Below are 18,072 nucleotides of genomic sequence, written 5' to 3'. Positions count from 1 at the left end.
TCATGGGCCTGTGACCCGCCCACAACCGCTACCTCACCGGGAGCGCCGATTAACGAAGGGAGCCGACATGGACAAAGAGGAAAGCGCTACTATGGCGGGAGAGATCATGCTCGAGTTCGCCGCGCAGACCGGGGTATCGAGGGAGGAAAAGCCGCAGCGCCGTTATCTCTGGACCGACGCGTTTGCGGTGTGCAACTTCCTGGAGCTCTACCACCGCACCCAGGACGAAAAGTGGCTGCTGCTGGCACTAGGACTGGTGGACCAGGTACACCAAACCCTGGGAAGGCATCGGCCCGACTCGGCGAAAAGCGGATGGCTGAGCGGACTCAGCGCGGAGGAGGGAGAACGGCACCCGACCCGTGGCGGGCTGCGCATCGGCAAGAAGATGGAAGAGCGCGCACCGGACGAGCCGATGGACGAGCGCATGGAATGGGAGCGTGACGGGCAGTACTACCACTACCTGACCAAGTGGATGCGGGCGCTGACCCGCACCAGCCGGGTCACCGGGGACGCCTGCTACCTGCGTTGGGGGATGGAACTGGCGCAGACGGCGCACCGGGCTTTCCGTTTCAACGGGCCCGACGGGACCACCGGGCTTTATTGGAAAATGAGCAGCGACCTACGGCGCTCCCTGGTCCCCTCAGTCGGTCAGCACGACCCGCTGGACGGCCTGATTACCTGCTGCGAGATGGTCTGCGCCGCGCGCCGTTTCCCCGACCAGGACCTGCCCGACCTGGAGCGGGAGATCGGGGAGTTGACGCAGATGTGCCGCGCCAGGGACTTCAGCACCAGCGACAGCCTCGGCATCGGCGGCATCCTGGTCGACGCCTGCCGGACCGGCCAACTGATCGTCAACGAGGCCTTCCAGGATCTCCCACTTTTCCAGCGCATGGTGCACGACGCCGTTGTGTCGCTGGAAGATTTCGGCGGTGGCTTTCTGGATCAGCCGGCGAAATATCGGTTGGCATTTCGCGAGCTCGGTCTCGCCATCGGGTTGAAAGGGGCCAGGCGGCTGTCCCGGCTCTTCGAGGAGTATCCCGACCTGCGCGGCGGCGAACTGGCGGAGTGGCTGCACCCGCAGCTCGAAGCGATACTGTGGTTTCACAAGCTTGCGGGAAGAATCGAAGGGTTCTGGATAGAGGAAAGGAGAAAGGGGACGGAACACTGGAGGTCTCACAACGATATCAACATGGTCATGCTAGCCACCAGCCTGGCGCCGGGGCAGTTCCTCAGGGCTGATTGATCCAGGCGCCGGAACAACCTAGTACGCGTAAGTCCACGATCTCTCCTCTACTTGCCCCCCAGCGCGGCCAGTCTCTCCTGCGCCTGTTTCGCTATCGGGCTGTCCGGGTATTTTGTGACGATTTCCTGGTACAGCTGCTTTGCGTGTTCCCGGTTGTTCTGCTTCTCTTCGAATTGTGCCGTGTCGAAAAGTTCTTTCCCCTTGTCCCCGGCACAGCCGCAAAGCGCTGCCAGCAGCAGCACCGCAAGTCCCACTCGCTTCATCCTGACCTCCTCCAGTAACGCCGCCCCGGCGACCTCTCCAGACAGCACCGACAGGAGGCACCATTACCATTAAGATCTGAACATGTAAATATCTTTTCCTGTTCAGGGTACATCCACCATTCCTGTCGGCGCCACGACGGTGAACTTGAGATAATAACTGACCGGCATCGCGGCTCTTTTCACCCCCGTCCCCCTCCTCCCTCCGTCACCGCGGTTTGCGGCTAACTGCGCAAGCGGTGACAGAGGTCACAATCGCGCACCACATTAACTAGATATAATTCAAAAACCAAAAGCCCAGACGTGACTATACCCGTGACAACGACCTCGGCCGACCAGCGGCAGAGGCACAACCAGCTGTAAGTGGAGGTGGCTATGAACATGACGGTGCTCAAGAATTTGTCCAAGATCGTATGCATCACGCTGATGTCGGCTCTGCTGCCAGCCTGTGGTGGCGGCGGGGGTGGCAGCAGCGAGCAACCGGTAGACCAGTCCAAGTACACGGGCCAGACCGCCAGGGCAAGCATCACCACCAGCAACGCCGTCGCCTTTACCACCGATGCCTGGGCAGCCGGCACTATCGGCTCGTCCGCCAACGTCATCGGCGTCATGGTGCAAAACGACGCGAGTCCCGGCGGGAAGCTGATCACGCTCCCCGAGATCGCCACCACGATCCGGGGGAGCATCCCGCAAGCCTTGGCGCGCGTGAAGCAGGTAGCCCCTCTTCCCGGTGTGGCAGCCAGCAGCACGGTCTACGGTGCGGTTGGGGGATCGGCAGCAGTCAGCATGAACCTAAACGAGACCACCGGCAATTTCACCGGGACCATGACCTTCAACAAGTACCAGAACCTCAGCAACGGCCCGACCATCACGGGGAGCGTCACCATGACCGGCATCTACAACCCGGCCACCGGCAGCTACGACTCCATCACCATGGATTTCGCCCCCCTGTCAGCCACCACAGCCAAGGGGACCGCTACCATGTACGGCTCCTTCGCGTTCGGCGCCACCGCCACCAGCGAAACCCTGAGGATGTCCTGCACGCTGAACGTCAACTCCGGCCCCAACTACTGGATCAAGGACTGGGCCTATACCTTCTCCGGGGGCACCCTGACCATCACCGGGGTCTACTATCACCCGAGTTATGGTTACGTAGAGGTGACGACACCGACGCCGTTGACGGTGAATTCGTTCTCGGGCATGCCCATCTCGGGGGTGTTCCAAGCTGCCGGCGCCCATTGCACGAAAGCCAGGCTCACCTTCAGCTCAACGGGCACCACTGTCACCGCGCTTACCAACGACAGCACTGACTGGCAACTCTGCACGGAGTAGCCTGCCGCTGCGCGACCGTACCTCATAAAGCCCCCTTTCTCCCCACAGGAGGAAGGGGGCTTCGCTTTCAGCGCCAATACTTTTATCTGCACCAACGCCCTGCCTTGAACAAACCGTCTTTGTGGCCTAAAGTCATAGCTATGCCGCCACCCGTACTGAGACATTTCCACCCGCTGATCCAGCAATGGTTCATCGAGAAAGTGGGCGACCCCACCGATGTCCAGTTGCGCGCGTGGGATGAAATCAGCCGTGAACGCCACGTCCTGGTCACCGCGCCGACCGGCAGCGGCAAGACGCTGGCCGCCTTTTTGTGGGCCATCAACCAGCTGGTCACCGGCGCCTGGTCCCGCGGCCAAACCAAGGTGCTCTATGTCTCTCCCCTGAAAGCACTCAACAACGACGTGCGCCGCAACCTGCTCGCCCCACTGCATCAACTGCGCGAGTTCTTCGCGGCCCACGGGGAGGAGTTCCCTACCATCACCGTCCAAACCAGGAGCGGCGACACCCCCGGCGACGAACGGCGCAGGATGCTGCGTCACCCCCCCGAGATCCTGATCACCACCCCGGAAAGCCTCAACATCATGGTCACCTCCAAGGGGAGCAGGGCAACCCTCACCGGCGTGGCCACCGTCATCCTGGACGAAATCCATGCCGTCGCCGGCGACAAGCGCGGCACCCACCTGATCACCGCCGTGGAAAGACTCACGCTGTTAAGCGGCGAGTTCCAGCGTATCGCCCTCTCTGCCACGGTGCGGCCACTGGAGACGGTGGCCGACTTCGTGGCTGGGCTGCGTCTGGTCGGCCAGCGCTACCAGCCGCGCCCGATCTCGCTGGTCCGTGGAGAACAGGAAAAGCGCTTCGAACTGGAGATCAGCGCGCCTGCAACCGTGCTTTCCGGTGCTGATGAGGAATTCTGGCCCGCCTTAGTGGATCGCTTCACCGACATCATCACCAGGCACCGCTCCACCCTTTTCTTCGCCAACAGCAGGAGGACCACCGAGAAGGTGACCCGGCTCATCAACGAGCTCTCGGGGGAAGAGCTTGCCTATTCGCACCACGGCTCGCTGTCCCGCGAGATCCGGCTCGCAGTCGAGGAGCGACTGAAACGCGGCGAACTAAAGGCGATCGTCGCCACCAACTCGCTAGAACTCGGCATCGACATCGGCAAACTGGACAGCGTGGTCCTGATCCAGACCCCGCGCTCCATATCTTCGGCCATTCAGCGCATCGGCCGCTCCGGGCACGGCGTCGGCGAAGTGAGTAGCGGCAAGCTGTTTCCCACCTACGGCATGGACTTCGTCTGCGCCGCCGTCATCGCGCACGCCATCGCCGAGGGAGAGATCGAGGAACTGCACCCGGTGGAGGCGCCCCTGGACCTGCTGGCCCAGATCGTTCTCGCCATGGCGCTCCCGGAACAGTGGCATCTGGACGAGCTCCACGATTTCCTGAAGTGCAGCTACCCGTACCGCAACCTGACCCGACAGCAGTTCGACCTGGTGATCGGCATGCTGGAAGGAAAGTACGCCGACTCGCACGTGCCCGAGTTGCGCCCGCGCGTCACGGTGGACCGCCTGGAGGAAACCATCGCCACCCGCCCTGCCCTCTCCATGCTGGTCTACCTGGAGGGGGGGACCATACCGGAGCGAGGCTATTACGAGCTGCGCCTGAAGGAGAGCGGCGCCAAGATCGGCGAACTGGACGAGGAATTCGTGTGGGAGAGAAGGCTCGGCGACACCTTTGCGCTCGGCGCCCAAGTCTGGCAAATCACTGAGATCAGCCACAGCACCGTGCTGGTTGTCCCGGCCCGCAAGTCTCAGCAGATCATTCCATTCTGGCGCGCCGAGGAGCTGGACCGCGACTTCTACTACTCAGAGAAAATCTCCTCGTTCCTCGAATCCTGCAACCAACGGCTGGGACGGCAGGATCTGGTCGACGAACTGATGCGGCGCCATTTCATGGACGAGGGGGCGGCCAAGGCACTGGAGCATTATCTCGAGCTGCAAAGGGAAGCGACCGGCGCTCCCCTGCCCCACCGCCACCACCTGCTGCTGGAACATTTCCGCGATCCCGTGGGCGGCGCGGAGACCGAGCAGATTATCCTGCACACCCTGTGGGGCAACGCCGTAAACCGCCCCTTCACCTTCGCACTGGTCGCGGCGTGGGAGCGGCGCTACGGCTACCCGCTGCAGGCCTTCTACAACAACGACGGCATCGCCCTGCTGCTCCCCCACGAAATGGAGCAACTGGACGAGATCCTCGACCTGGTAACGCCCGACAATATCGAGCCCCTGCTCAGGGAATCGCTGGAAGGGACCGGCTACTTCGGCGCCCGTTTCCGCGAGAACGCCGGCCGCGCGCTGCTTCTTACGCGGAGCAACTTCAAGAGAAGGATGCCGTTGTGGCTGAACCGCCTCCGCTCCAGGAAACTCCTCGCCTCCGTGCTGCGCTACCGCGATTTCCCCGTTCTCTTGGAGACCTGGCGCTCCGCGCTCAAGGACGACTTCGACCTCCCCAACCTGAAGCGGCTCCTTGAGGAGATCCAGGACGGCAGCATCGAGGTCACGGCCGTGCACACCACGCAAGCCTCCCCCTTCGCCAAGGGGCTGATCTGGCAGCAGACCAACAAGTACGTCTACGAGGACGACACACTGGGGGGCGGCCGGAAGTCCTCCCTCGGCAGCGATTTCCTCAAAGAGCTCGCGCTCTCCCCGCACTTGCGCCCGCACCTTCCCCTCGAACTGGTGCGCCAGTTCCAGGAGAAACAGCAGCGGCTCGCGCCGGGATACGCCCCCGATTCTGCCCGCGAAATGATCGACTGGGTCAAGGAAAGGTTGCTGGTCCCGCTCACGGAATGGCCGGATTTGTTGCGGGCGATTGCCCGTGAAGGCGGCCCCGGCACAGAGGAGCTGCTGCCTCAGGTCGCCGAGCGGCTGGTGCTCATGGAGTTGCCCGGCGCGGCGGCCCCGCTGGTCGCAGCGCTGGAGATGATCCCGGAAATAGCGGAGGGACTGGGAAGAAGCAGGGAAGAAATAGGCATTACGCCGCTGATTGCAGCCCTGGGTCTGCCCGTGCTGCTGCAGCAGTCGCTCGACAGGCTTTGGCAACGAAACGCAGCGGAGGCGGAGGCCGGTGACGAAGATGAACCCGGTGCGGCGAGGGTGATGGGACGGTGGCTTGGCTACTACGGCCCGGTGCAACTGACTGTGCTGCAGCAGACCCTCGGGCTTGAAGAGGGTCTGCTGCGCGACGCGCTGCAAAGTTTGGAGGAATCGGGTGCTGTCCTCGTGGATCAGTTCACCGAGGGGGGAGAAGAGCCGCAGGTTTGCGACGCGGTGAACCTGGAGGCGTTACTGCGGATGCTGCGCAGGTCGAGAAGACCGATCTTCCAGGCGCTGGACCTTGCCCAACTCCCGCTGTTCCTCGCCCAATTCCAGGGGATCGTGCAACGTGGGGGCACTCCTGACGACCTACGGGACCGGCTTGAGCAACTGCTCGGCACCCCGTTGCCAGTGGGGCTTTGGGAAGAAGATGTCCTGCCGGCCCGCCTTGCCCCCTATCTCGGCGCCTGGCTGGACAGCCTGATGCAAAGCAGCGACCTGCTCTGGTTCGGCTGCGGCCCGAAGCGGCTCAGCTTCGCCTTCCCCGAGGACCTCGATCTGTTTCTGGACCAGGATGAAGGCGAGACGGCGGCAACGGCACCGGAACACCCGGCACTGATTCCCGATGACCGGGGGCACTACAACCTGAGTGCGATCTGTTCCATAGCGGGAGTCACGGCGACAACTGCGACGACGGAGCTTTGGCAGGAAGCCTGGCGGGGAGAGGTGAGCAACGATTCCTTCGCCGCGGTGCGCAAGGGAATCCTGAACCGTTTCGAACTGCCGCAGGGAGATTCGGGGCACCGCCACCCGCTGCACGGCCGGCACCCCCGACGGCTACCCGGCAGCCGTTGGAGCCGCGCCCAGGAAGGCGTTGGCAACTGGTTCCTCCTCCCCCGACCACACGTGGAAGTCGATGTTTTGGAAAAGGAGGAACGGAACAAGGATCGCGTGCGGGTGCTGCTGGAGCGCTACGGCATCCTGTTCAGGGAACTTTTGATGCGGGAACTCCCCTCCCTGCAGTGGGGCCGATTGTTCAGAACCTTGCGCATCATGGAGATGTCGGGGGAACTCATCGCCGGCAACTTCTTCGCCGGCATACCGGGCCTGCAGTTTGTCTCGCAGGAGGCGTACCGGCAGTTGGAGCGCGGCCTGCCCCAAGATGAGATCTTCTGGATCAATGCCGCCGATCCCGCCTCGCTGTGCGGCAGCGGCCTGGACGGGCTGCGCGAAGCGCTTCCCTCCCGGATTCCGTCCACCCACCTGGTCTACCACGGCCCGCGCCTGGTTCTTATTTCAAGGCGCTACGGCAAAGAACTCGAATTCCGGGCGGATTCGGACGATCCCGAACTCGAGAACTACCTCGGCTTGTTCAGAACCTTGGTCGGCCGCGACTTCAACCCCTTGAAGCGCATCACCGTGGAACGGATCAACGGTGAAGCCGCCAAGGATTCGCTCTATGCCGAAGTCCTCAGGCGTTTCGGCTTCCAAGAATCCTACACCGGGCTCGAATACTGGCGCCAGTACCCGTAGCGTCCTCTGCTCCTATCCCTCGCCTTCCGGGAGAGGGTGCCAGCAAGGCGGGTGAGGGAGATGCCACGAAGAGGAGCTGTGGCTTGTGCGGCGCCCTCACCCCTGCCCCTCTCCCGGGGGGCGAGGGGATCTTGGAAGCCTCCAGTTCCTCCGAACTTACTTAGGAGTTGATCACCGCCGTAAACCCGCCCCCCTCCGCCGGCACCAGTTCCATGCTGTTCTCGATGCACGGTATCCGGTCCTCGGCGTGGTGGTTCACGTAGAGGATCTGGGTGTTGCCGGTGCGCCCCAGGTGATCGATCAGTTTCAGCACCATCTCCCGGTTCACATCGTCCAACCCCTGGCAGGGCTCGTCCAGGATCAAGAGGTCCGGCTGTTTCACCATGGCCCGGGCCAGCAGCACGAGCCGCTGTTCCCCGTAGGAAAGATCCCGGAAAGCATGTTCCTTCCGGTGATCCATGTGCAGCAACTTGAGCCACTCCAGTGCGATCTCCTGCTGGTGCAGGGTGTACTGCGAGTACATCCCTATGGAGTCGTACATCCCGGAAATCACCACGACCTTCACCGTGCCGCCCACCCGGTACTCCTGCTGGAGGGACGTGGAAACAAGGCCGATGCGCTTCTTGATGTCCCAGACGCTCTCACCGCTCCCCTTCTTGCGGCCGAACAGACTGATGTCGTTGGCGTAGGCCTGCGGATTATCGCCACTGACCAGGCTCAACAGGGTCGATTTCCCTGATCCGTTGGGACCGGTGATCTTCCAGTGTTCGCCGGCGTTCACCGTCCAATTGACAGCGTTCAGCACGTACTTCTCGCCGTAGCGTACCGTGACGTCCTTCATCTCGATGAGTGGCTGGCCCAGGGCCAGCGGCGGTGCGCTGCGCGCCGTGTCGACCTCGGGCAAGGTATCCGGCAGGGTGTAGTGGAAGGCATGGAAGCGGCGCAGCGCCTCAGAGCCCAGCATCTCGTCCTTGGTGCCGGACATGAGAATGCGGCACTCCTGGAGGTACGCGATGTGCGTCGTCTCCGGCATGATCTCGCTGAAGCGGTTCAAGAGCAGCACCACCTGGATGCCACGCTCGATGCAGCGGCTGATCAGTTGCCGCAGCACTTCCGACGAGTCACGGTCCAGCCCGTCGAACGGCTCGTCCAGCACCAGTAATTCCGGCTCCTGCAGGAGCGCCTTGCAGATGAGGGTCTTGCGCATCTCGCCCGTGGAGAGGAACTTGACGCCGCGTTCGAGGATCTTGGTGAAGCCCAGTTCCTGCGCCAGTTCCGCCAGTCGCGCCCCGTCCGCGTCGTCGGTACCGGACAGGATGAACTTGTCGACGCGGGTACCCTCGGTCACGTAGCCCAGGAAATCGGAGTCGTCGTTGTAGCGCTCCTGCTCGAGGATCTCGTCGATCTTCTCGAACGAAACGAAGCCGGAACGGGCTGGGATACGGCAGCTCCCCGAGAGCACGGGTAGCCCGTTGCAGAGCAGTCTCCCCAGCGCCGACTTCCCCGACCCGTTCGCCCCGACCACAGCCCAATGCTGCCCTTCCGTTATCTCAAGCGAGATATCCTCGAGATGCTTTCGTTCAGTTATCTCTGCTTTGACCTGCTCTAAACTGATCTCTACCAAAGTTTTTCCCTTTCACGCCGGTAAGGGCGTATCACCAGACGGCCCTCTTGACGACATAGCGTCATGGCGCTATGCTCGGTGCGGAGGTACAGATATGTGTGCATTAACAAAAAGAACAACCATTTACCTGGACCCTGCCATGCACAGGGCGCTACAGCATAAAGCGCTGGAAACCTCTCGCTCTCTTTCCGACCTCGTCAACGATGCTGTTCGCAACATTCTCGCCGAGGATTCCGAAGACTTGTCTGCATTCGAAGAACGAGTCAACGAGCCGCTGGTCACCTACGAAAGCCTCTTAAAAGAGCTGAAGGCAGATGGCCGTCTATAGCATTCTGGTAAAGGATTCGGTGCGAAAGGATCTGGAGTCGGTCCCCAAAGGCGACTTACAAAGGATCATAAACCGCATCGGCTCCCTTGCCACCAATCCCCGACCTGTAGGCAGCGAAAAACTGACGGGGCAGGACCGGTATCGGATCCGCCAAGGGAAATACAGGATCCTCTACTCCATTCACGATCTGGAGCTAACAGTGTGGGTTGTCAAGGTCGCGCACCGACGGGACGTGTACCGCTAGCTCGGAAATCAACGAAACAAGGGGTGAGCAGAACATGCTCACCCCTTTTCTTTTGCTCACTCTGCCTTACAGCGGCAGACGTTATTACTTGTTCAGGAACTCGCGCCCGAACGGCGACATCGCGCGCAGACGGGAAATGATAGGCGGCAACTCCGTGATGACGGCATTGATGTCGTCATCGGTGGTGAACCTGGACAGCGAGAATCGGATGGACCCGTGGGCGCAGGTGAAGGGCACGCCCATGGCGCGCAGCACGTGGGACGGCTCCAGCGACCCGGAGGTGCAGGCGCTGCCGGAAGAGGCGCAGATGCCCTTCTCGGAGAGCAGCAGCAGGATCCCCTCCCCTTCCACAAATTCCATGGCTATGGAGAGGGTGTTGGGAAGACGCTCGGTGCCGCCGCCGTTGATCCTGGTGTTCGGGATCAGCGCGGTCAGTTCGCGCTCCAGGCGATCGCGCATCTCGCGCACGCGCCCTGCCTCGTCCGCCATGTACTGCTCGGCCAGCTGACAGGCCTTGCCCATGGCGATGATGGAAGCGGTATTCTCGGTGCCCGCCCTGCGACCACGCTCCTGGTGCCCGCCAACCAGCATCGGGCGGAACGGGGTGCCCCGGCGCACGAAGAGGACGCCGACGCCCTTCGGGGCGTGCAGCTTGTGCCCGGAAAGGGAGAGCATGTCGATGGCGGACTCCGCCATGTTCAGCGGGATCTTGCCCACGGCCTGCACCGCGTCGGTATGGAACAGCGCGCCCTTCTTCTTCACGATCTTGGCGGCTTCCTCGATCGGGAAGATGACGCCGGTCTCGTTGTTGGCGTACATGAGGGAGACAATGGCCGTGTCTTCATCGACCAGCCTCTCCAACTCGGCCAGGTCGAGCTGGCCGTTGCCGTCGACGTTCAGTTCGGTGACGCGGTAGCCGCGCTTGGAGAGGTTGCGGCACTGGGTCAGCACCGCCGGGTGCTCGACGCGGCTGGTGATGACGTGACGTCTCTCCGGGAAGACTTCCAGCGCCGAACGGATGGCGGCGTTGTCGCTCTCAGTGCCGCAGGCGGTGAAGACGATTTCGTCCGGCAGTGCGCCCAAAAGCGAGGCGACGCGGGCACGGGCCTCGTCAACCTTCTTTTGCACCTGGCCGCCGAAGAAGTGCATGGAACTCGGGTTGCCGTACAGTTCGCAGAAGTAGGGACGCATCTCCTCGAAAACCCGCTCGTCCACCTTGGTGGTGGCGTTGTTGTCAAGATAGATCTCTCTCATCCCTGAACCTCCTGTACCGTGATGTCGGGGGAAACCAGTTCGCGCAGCTTCTGCTCGACGAACTTGGCGGTGTAGCCGGAGGAGGCACAACCGGCGCAGGCCTTCCTGAAGGCGACCTGGACGTTGGAGCCGTCGATGTCGATCAGTTCGAGGTCGCCGCCGTCAGCCCACAGCTGCGGACGCACCTCGTTCTCCAGGGTTTCCTGGATCAGCTGCATCTTCCTGAGGTTGGTCAGTTTCGCCGGTTTCTCGGCAGTCACCTTCTTCTCCTCACCCAGCACTTCGGCGATCAGATCCTTGATTTTCGGGATGCAACCGCCGCAGGCGCCGCCTGCCTTGGTGAAGTGGGTGACCTGCTCCGCGGTGGTCAGCTTGTTTGAGGCGATTACCTTTTTCAGGAAGACGTCGGTCAGGCCAAAGCATTTGCAAACCAGTTCGCCCTCGGTCTCGACGTGGTCGTGGCCGTGGCCGTGCGCCGGCGCCTCGACGCCGCGGTACTTGGCGATGGCAGCTTCCAGTGCCTCCTGCCCCATGACCGAGCAGTGCATCTTCTCTTCCGGAAGCCCGCCCAGGAAATCGGCGATCTGCTGGTTAGTGATCTCGAGCGCCTCGTCCAGGGTCTTCCCTTTCACCATCTCGGTCAGGGCCGAAGATGATGCGATGGCGCTGCCGCAGCCAAAGGTCTGGAATTTGGCGTCGACAATGCGCTCTTTGTTCTCGTCCAGCTTTATAAACAGCTTAAGGGCATCGCCGCAGGCCAGGCTGCCAACCTCGCCGACCGCATCAGCATCCGTAATCTCGCCCACGTTCCTGGGGTTGAGGAAATGTTCTTTTACTTTATCGGTGTAGTCCCACATAGACCCTCCCTTCTAATTAGTCCGGTTATCATAGCGCAAAGCTTGCGAAAAGAACAACCCCTAAACGACCACAATTCACAGCTACGCGGTAGGGTACCCGGAATTACCTAACGTTTCCGGCACAAAGTGCAATTCCCGCTCCGCTTTGAGCTCCTTATCGACCGGAGGCAATCACGAAGCGATAACTGCGGGAATTAGCGGCAAAAATTGTGACACTCGGATGAGCGGCTATCTTCAGATCTGCCTCTACGTTGCCGGCTGCGTGACCGCCGAGTGCCACACAAAAGAGCATCCGTAACAAAATGGGACGCAGTCACCCAAAGGTCAAGTGGCCCTTGGCAAACTGCGCCCCGGTAGATCGGCAGCAGGTTAAGGAAGTGGTTGCGAACGGGATAATGTAACCTGCCATCGCTTCCCGCGAACTAGCTCCCCCCCCTTGCGAAGGGGGGACCGTGGAGATTTGCCTTTTTACCCCTTACCCGAGAATGAACTCGCGGCCTGCATCAACCAGTGCCTGCAGGCGCTCCTCGCTGGACGCCTCGCAGTATAGGCGCACCACAGGTTCGGTCCCCGATTTGCGGAACAGCAGCCAACTGCCGTCCTGGAGGATGAACTTGTTGCCGTCGACGGTGATCTTCTCCTTGACCGGCTCGCCGGCGAAACTGGCCGGCGTCGCCGCGATCCGCTCGGGGAACACCTCTTCCAGCTCCGGCGAAAGAGTCAGGTTGACCCTCTTGGTGAGGTAGCGGCCGACCTTGCTGTAGAGACGCTCCAAAAGCGCCTTGACCGGCATCCCCTCGTGGGCCACCATCTCGGCGACCAGCAGGCAGGCCAGGATGCCATCCTTTTCGGGTACGTGCCCCTTGATGGAGAGCCCGGCACTCTCTTCGCCGCCGATGATGATCTTGTCTTGGGCAATCAGTTCACCGACGAACTTGAAACCGACCGGCGTCTCGTAAACCTTGATGTCGTGCATCTTGGCAACCGCGTCGACCAGGTGCGACGTGGCAACCGAGCGTCCGACGCCCCCTTTCATCCCCTTGACCCGAACCAGGTAGTCGAGCAAAAGGGCGATGACGTAGTTCGGCTCGATGAAGGTGCCGTCGCCGTCCACGATGCCGAAGCGATCCGCGTCGCCGTCGGTGGCGATGCCGAGGGCAATCTCCGGGTCCTGCTGCACCAGCTTGATGAAATCCTGGATATACTTCTCGCTCGGCTCCGGCGGAAAGCCGCCGAAGTACGGGTCGCGATTCGCGTTCATCTGCACCACTTTCACCCCGTGCGCCTTGAGCGGCTCGGCGAGATACCCGCGCGCCGTTCCGTAGAGGGGGTTGACCGCGATGGTGCCCAGCTTGGCGATGGCGGCGAAATCCACCTTCGTGGCCAGATCATTCAGATAATCCTGCATCGGGTCGATCTCCACCAGTAGCCCCTTCTTTACGGCTTCGTCGATGGAGCACTCGTTGTAGCAGATCTCCCCAAGCATCTCGTTGGCGCGGCGCTCGATGTCGTTGGTGGTTTCCGGCAAGGCGGGCCCGCCCCAGGAGGGAGAGAACTTGATGCCGTTGTATTCAGGAGGATTGTGGCTAGCGGTGAAGTTGATGGCGCCGGCGGCCTTGCGACGGAGGATCTCGAATGAGATGACCGGGGTGGGGGTATCGCGGACACAAAGGAAGGTGGGGATGCCGGAACCCGTGAGGACCCGGGCCGCTTCGCGAGCGAACGCCTCACCCATAAAACGGGAGTCGTAGCCGACGATGATCCCCTTCCCCCCTTCGCCGTTACTCTTAACGTGATCGGCGATGGCCTGGGTGACGACCTTGACATTCTCAAAGATAAAATCTTCACACAAGATGCCGCGCCAGCCGGAAGTGCCGAAAGTAATCCGCTGCATAATCCCTCCAAGGTGATCGATAGTAAGGTCGTCTCGATCTGGCATACCGCTTTTCCCGATCCATAACATATCGAAAACAGGAGTACCAGGCGACCCGAATAAATAATTACTAGAGATTAATCCAGACACCAGGGAGAGTCAAGTTTTAGCGAAAAAAGTGGGTTGACATTTTTCTTTCGAAATTGGTAGAGTGTTCTCTATCAACCGATTACGAAGCAATTGAGGAGGCTTAAACATGCAATGTCAAACCGTACTTCCTGGTGCCGAGTGCACTTTCTGGGGTAAACAGGGTTGTGTATTCACCGAAGGTTCCTGCCAGCCGATCGTGGAGAACTGCGAAGGTTGTGACAGGGTCGTAGACGGCTCCATTGGGAAGGTTTGCAACGCATACCCGGCCCCCGAGAAGAAGTGGGTCGGCGGTATCTGCAACTTCGCTACTCACGTCAAGGTCGAGATCAAGACCGACGACGCCAAGATCAACCCGCTCAAAGCTTCCAAGAAAGCAGCAGGCGCCAAGAAGAAGAAGTAGTACCCACCGTATTTTGCTGTACCCTAAGAAGGGAGGACTCAGGTCCTCCCTTTTTTTTACCCACAATCCTAGAACTGGAGGTACCCGATGCCTTTCGACTTCCTGGCCTGCCCCGCCTGCGGGGCCAAGGTGAAAGAGTACAAGAATCCGCTGCCGACTGTTGACGTGATCGTGGAACTCCCGGAAGGGATCGTGCTAATCGAGCGTAAGAACGAGCCCCTCGGTTGGGCCATCCCCGGCGGCTTCGTCGACTACGGGGAAACGCTGGAGCACGCGGCGGTGCGTGAGATACAGGAGGAGATTTCGGTAGAGTTGGCAGAGAAGGATTTGAGGCTGCTGGGATGCTACTCGGATCCCACCCGCGACAAGCGCAGCCACAACATCTCGACCGTCTACGTCGCCAAGGCCACCGGCACGCCGAAGGCAGGTGACGACGCGGCGGCCTTCGCCATCTTCCCCATTGATGCCCTCCCCCAGCCGCTCTGCTTCGACCATGCACGAATTTTGTCGGACTACCGCAGGAAAAAAGAAGCTGGAGAGATTTAACGTCGAAAAGAACGCAAAATCGCCACCGACTTGATTTCAAGAGGCAGAGAGTTGCGTTTAACAGCGGAGAGATTTTTTTGATGCACCGTAAAGTGAAAATTTCGGCACGGAACAGAGCGAAATCGCTACAGACATGAGTTTGAAACGAAGAGAGTTGCGTAAAACGCGCGGTAAGTTTTTTTTAAACAACCTAAAGTGAAATTTCCGCACGGAGAGATTGCGAAACCAGCACTGACCCTGGTTTGAAATGCAGAGAGTTGCGTTAAACGCCAGCAAAGATTTTTTAAACGCACCGCAAGTGAAGTTTCCCCACAGAAAGAATTCGAAACTGCCACTGACTTAAGTTTGAAATGCGGAGAGTTGCGTTCAACACTTGGAAAGATTTTTTTAAACGCACTTCAAGTGAATTGCCACGCGTAAAGAATTCGAAACCGCCACTGACCTGGATTTCAAATGCAAAGAGGTGAGTTCAACTCGCAGGGTTTTTTTTTCAACACACCTGAGGTGATTTCCTCGCAGAGAAACAATGCGAAATCGCCACTGAGGTGAAATTGTCCCCCCAAAAGTTGCCACCGTCTCCATCTGCCCCATCTATTTGAAGAACCGCAACTCCGGCAGGCTCGGAATGAGCCCCATCTCGAAGGCGTGCCTGAAGAACAGCCGCGCCCCTTCGAGGTGCGCGTCGGTCAGCTCGTACGAGATGGTCTGCCAGTAGTCCACCAGCGCCTCCTCGCTCAACCAGGCGCGCTCCTCGCACTGCGCAGCGATCTCGGCGTAGCTTGCGTAGGCGAGTTTCTTCGCCGCCACCAGGTCATGGGCGAGCGCCGCCAGTTCAGTCTGCTTCTCCTGCGCCGCTTCGCGCCGCACGATCCAGAGGGCGAAGACGAAGGGAAGCCCGGTGAACTCGTGCCACAGTGCACCAAGGTCGTAACAGAAGAACCCGGAACCGGAAGCGGCCCCTTTCAGCGCGGCGTCGCCGATCAGCAGCAAGCCGGGATACTGTTCCAGCGCCTGGGCGAGCGGCAGCGTGGTCCGCTCGAAGCTGTTTGCGAAGCCGTACTTCCTGGCCAAAAGCACTTTCAACAGGTTCACCGAGGTGTCAGACTCCGCAGTAAGCCCTATGGCAGCGCCATCCAGTTCCTCGATCGGGACCCGGGAGAAGAGGAACACGCTTTTCACGGGACCGATGGCGCTGATGGAGAGCTCCGGGAGCAGACAATACTGCTCATGCGCCATGGCGTACTCGATGGAGGAGGAAGGGCTGAGATCGATCTCGCCGGCGCGCAACATGGCGTTCAGGCGTGCCGGGACGCCGTCAACGAAGCGGTAACCGGTGCAATCGAAATGGGAAGCGAGAGCGGTGAAGATGGGGGTGCAGTTCGCGTACTTGATGTGTCCTATGTTGATGGTCACTGAAAACTCCAGATAAGGCTGCGGCAGAAGAACCAGACTGACATGACCTTGTGCCACAAACGTCAACATCCCCTCTCCCTCCGGGAGAGGGACTAGCGGAAAAGGAAAAGGCGAGAGGATCTCTCGCCTTTTCAGGTATATCTCGAACAACTGCCAGTTATTCTTCGGAAACGGAAACGGTATCCTCGTACAGTTCGGCGGACATGAGGAGGTTCAACTCCTCGGAGTCGGCCATCTCGATGACCACCAACCACCCGGCATCGTAAGGATCGTCGTTGATGAACTCCGGCGCGGTGCCAAGCTCAGTGTTGACCTCGAGCACGGTACCGGACAGCGGCGCGTAGAGGTCCGCCACGGTCTTCCTCGCCTCGATGGAGCCGAAGGAGTCATCCTGCTCCAGTTCGTCACCCGCTTCCGGCAACTCGACCGAGGTGACGTTGCCCAGTTCCACCTGCGCGTAATCGGTGATGCCGATCACGGCACGGTCTCCCTCGACGCGAACCCACAAATGTTCCTTGCTGTACTTCAGCTCTTCAGGAAAGTCCATAGTTTACTCCAGTACCAGCCTTTCGATGAAGCCGGTGTCTATGTTCCCTTCTATGAAGTCCTTGTTGGCCATGATCCTCTTGTGGAACGGGATGGTGGTCTTGATGCCGTCGACGATGTACTCGTCGAGCGCGCGCGCCATGCGCTTGATGGCCTCATCCCTGGTGTCGGCATGCACGATCAGCTTGGCGATCAGGGAGTCGTAGTGTGGCACTACGCTGTAGTTGGTGTAGACGAAGGAATCAACACGAACGCCGAGTCCGCCCGGGGTGTGGTGGTCGGTGATCTTACCGGGGCACGGGGTGAACTTCACCGAATCCTCGGCGTTGATGCGACACTCGATGGCGTGGCCCTTGATCTTGATGTCGTCCTGGGTGTAGCGGAGTTTCTCGCCGTAGGCGGAGCGAATCTGCTCCTTGACGATGTCCACGCCGGTGATCATCTCGGTCACCGGGTGCTCCACCTGCACGCGGGTGTTCATCTCCATGAAATAGAAGTTGTTGTTCTTGTCGACCAGGAACTCCATGGTGCCTACGCTGTTGTAGTTGACAGCCTTGGCAGCGGCAACCGCAGCATCGCCCATCGCCTTCCTGAGTTCGGGGGTGGTGACGGTGGAAGGAGCTTCCTCGATCACCTTCTGGTGACGGCGCTGAATGGAGCAGTCGCGCTCGCCCAGGTGGATAACGTTACCGTGCTTGTCGGCCAGGACCTGGATCTCGACGTGGCGCGGGTTCTCGCAGTAGCGCTCGATGTAGACTTCCGGGTTGCCGAAGCCGGTCTGCGCCTCGGTCCTCGCGGTCATGAACGCATTGGGGAGGGCCGCCGGGGAGTGCACGATTTTCATGCCGCGCCCGCCGCCGCCTGCCGTCGCCTTGATGATGACCGGGAAGCCGATTTCCTTGGCGACCTTGATCGCCTCGGTGACGTCGTTGACCCCTTCCTTGGTGCCCGGAAGGATGGGCACGCCGACCTTGATGACCGCCTGGCGGGCGGAGATCTTGTCACCCATGATGCGCATGCTTTCCGCGGTGGGGCCGATGAAGGTAATGCCGCACTTCTCGCAGATCTCGGCGAACCTCGGGTTTTCCGACAGGAAGCCGTAGCCGGGGTGGATCGCCTCAGCGTCGGTCAGTTCGGCCGCGGAAATGATGGCGTTGATGTTCAGGTAGCTGGAGAGGCTGGGAGCCGGACCGATGCAGACGCTCTCGTCGGCGAGTTTCACGTGCAGCGATTCGGAGTCGGCGGAGGAGTAGACGGCGACCGTCTTGATCCCCATCTCCTTGCAGGTCCTGATGATCCGGAGGGCGATCTCCCCCCGGTTTGCTATAAGAATTTTATGAAACATGATGTCTCCGAAAAACAGGTTGAGGT

General features: G+C 60.5%; 15 protein-coding genes. 7 read left to right on the top strand and 8 right to left on the bottom strand.

Translation table 11 applies throughout. From position 1 onward, the window contains the following. Positions 1-67 precede the first annotated feature (67 nt). Positions 68-1,243 carry a hypothetical protein gene (locus K7R21_RS02715; protein WP_224981760.1) on the top strand — a complete coding sequence of 392 codons (1,176 nt, stop codon included), beginning with the start codon at positions 68-70 and terminating at the stop codon, positions 1,241-1,243. Between the two features lie 47 nt (positions 1,244-1,290). Here K7R21_RS02715 and K7R21_RS02710 read toward each other — a convergent pair whose 3' ends face one another. Continuing rightward, positions 1,291-1,506 (bottom strand): tetratricopeptide repeat protein, encoded by a 216-nt coding sequence (locus K7R21_RS02710; protein WP_224981759.1) that lies wholly within the window; start codon positions 1,504-1,506, stop codon positions 1,291-1,293. Positions 1,507-1,878: 372 nt separating this feature from the next. Here K7R21_RS02710 and K7R21_RS02705 point away from each other — a divergent pair, with 372 nt between their 5' ends. After that, complete coding sequence (locus K7R21_RS02705; RefSeq protein WP_224981758.1) at positions 1,879-2,835, top strand: hypothetical protein; 957 nt, start codon at positions 1,879-1,881, stop codon at positions 2,833-2,835. A gap of 140 nt (positions 2,836-2,975) precedes the next feature. Beyond that, positions 2,976-7,466, top strand: a complete 4,491-nt coding sequence (locus tag K7R21_RS02700) for a DEAD/DEAH box helicase (RefSeq protein ID WP_224981757.1) — start codon at positions 2,976-2,978, stop codon at positions 7,464-7,466. A gap of 160 nt (positions 7,467-7,626) precedes the next feature. On the opposite strand, the gene modF is transcribed toward K7R21_RS02700, so the two are convergent. Beyond that, the gene (modF, locus tag K7R21_RS02695) at positions 7,627-9,090 is read right to left on the bottom strand and encodes a molybdate ABC transporter ATP-binding protein ModF (protein ID WP_224981756.1); all 1,464 of its coding nucleotides are present in this window, start codon (positions 9,088-9,090) and stop codon (positions 7,627-7,629) included. A 94-nt stretch (positions 9,091-9,184) separates the two neighbouring features. Here modF and K7R21_RS02690 point away from each other — a divergent pair, with 94 nt between their 5' ends. Both K7R21_RS02690 and K7R21_RS02685 read left to right on the top strand, forming a co-directional pair. Then, positions 9,185-9,418 carry a ribbon-helix-helix protein, CopG family gene (locus K7R21_RS02690; protein ID WP_224981755.1) on the top strand — a complete coding sequence of 78 codons (234 nt, stop codon included), beginning with the start codon at positions 9,185-9,187 and terminating at the stop codon, positions 9,416-9,418. Beyond that, positions 9,405-9,662: a type II toxin-antitoxin system RelE family toxin gene (locus tag K7R21_RS02685; protein WP_224981754.1), complete on the top strand. Its 258-nt coding sequence runs from the start codon at positions 9,405-9,407 to the stop codon at positions 9,660-9,662. Before K7R21_RS02690 ends, K7R21_RS02685 begins: the two co-directional genes overlap by 14 nt. Positions 9,663-9,746: 84 nt before the next feature. Here K7R21_RS02685 and nifS read toward each other — a convergent pair whose 3' ends face one another. From nifS to K7R21_RS02670, 3 genes are all read right to left on the bottom strand, one after another. Continuing rightward, a complete protein-coding gene (nifS, locus tag K7R21_RS02680) occupies positions 9,747-10,916 on the bottom strand; it encodes a cysteine desulfurase NifS (protein ID WP_224981753.1) in 1,170 nt (389 codons plus the stop codon). Beyond that, positions 10,913-11,773: a Fe-S cluster assembly protein NifU gene (gene nifU / locus K7R21_RS02675; protein WP_224981752.1), complete on the bottom strand. Its 861-nt coding sequence runs from the start codon at positions 11,771-11,773 to the stop codon at positions 10,913-10,915. Before nifU ends, nifS begins: the two co-directional genes overlap by 4 nt. 475 nt (positions 11,774-12,248) lie before the next feature. Then, complete coding sequence (locus K7R21_RS02670) at positions 12,249-13,667, bottom strand: phosphoglucomutase/phosphomannomutase family protein (RefSeq protein WP_224981751.1); 1,419 nt, start codon at positions 13,665-13,667, stop codon at positions 12,249-12,251. A 235-nt stretch (positions 13,668-13,902) separates the two neighbouring features. Here K7R21_RS02670 and K7R21_RS02665 point away from each other — a divergent pair, with 235 nt between their 5' ends. Continuing rightward, positions 13,903-14,196: a PxxKW family cysteine-rich protein gene (locus K7R21_RS02665; protein ID WP_224981750.1), complete on the top strand. Its 294-nt coding sequence runs from the start codon at positions 13,903-13,905 to the stop codon at positions 14,194-14,196. Positions 14,197-14,283: 87 nt separating this feature from the next. Then, on the top strand, positions 14,284-14,742 hold the full coding sequence (locus K7R21_RS02660; protein WP_224981749.1) for an NUDIX domain-containing protein: 459 nt from the start codon (positions 14,284-14,286) through the stop codon (positions 14,740-14,742). 591 nt (positions 14,743-15,333) lie between these two features. On the opposite strand, the gene K7R21_RS02655 is transcribed toward K7R21_RS02660, so the two are convergent. From K7R21_RS02655 to accC, 3 genes are all read right to left on the bottom strand, one after another. Next, positions 15,334-16,155, bottom strand: a complete 822-nt coding sequence (locus tag K7R21_RS02655) for a menaquinone biosynthetic enzyme MqnA/MqnD family protein (protein WP_224981748.1) — start codon at positions 16,153-16,155, stop codon at positions 15,334-15,336. Between the two features lie 157 nt (positions 16,156-16,312). After that, positions 16,313-16,702: a glycine cleavage system protein GcvH gene (gene gcvH, locus K7R21_RS02650; RefSeq protein WP_224981747.1), complete on the bottom strand. Its 390-nt coding sequence runs from the start codon at positions 16,700-16,702 to the stop codon at positions 16,313-16,315. 3 nt (positions 16,703-16,705) lie between these two features. Beyond that, positions 16,706-18,046, bottom strand: a complete 1,341-nt coding sequence (accC, locus tag K7R21_RS02645) for an acetyl-CoA carboxylase biotin carboxylase subunit (protein WP_224981746.1) — start codon at positions 18,044-18,046, stop codon at positions 16,706-16,708. Between the last annotated feature and the right edge of the window lie 26 nt (positions 18,047-18,072).

Source organism: Geomonas agri (assembly GCF_020179605.1).
In the GTDB taxonomy this organism is placed as follows: Bacteria; Desulfobacterota; Desulfuromonadia; order Geobacterales; family Geobacteraceae; genus Geomonas; species Geomonas agri.
This window is presented reverse-complemented; position numbering and strand designations above follow the sequence as displayed.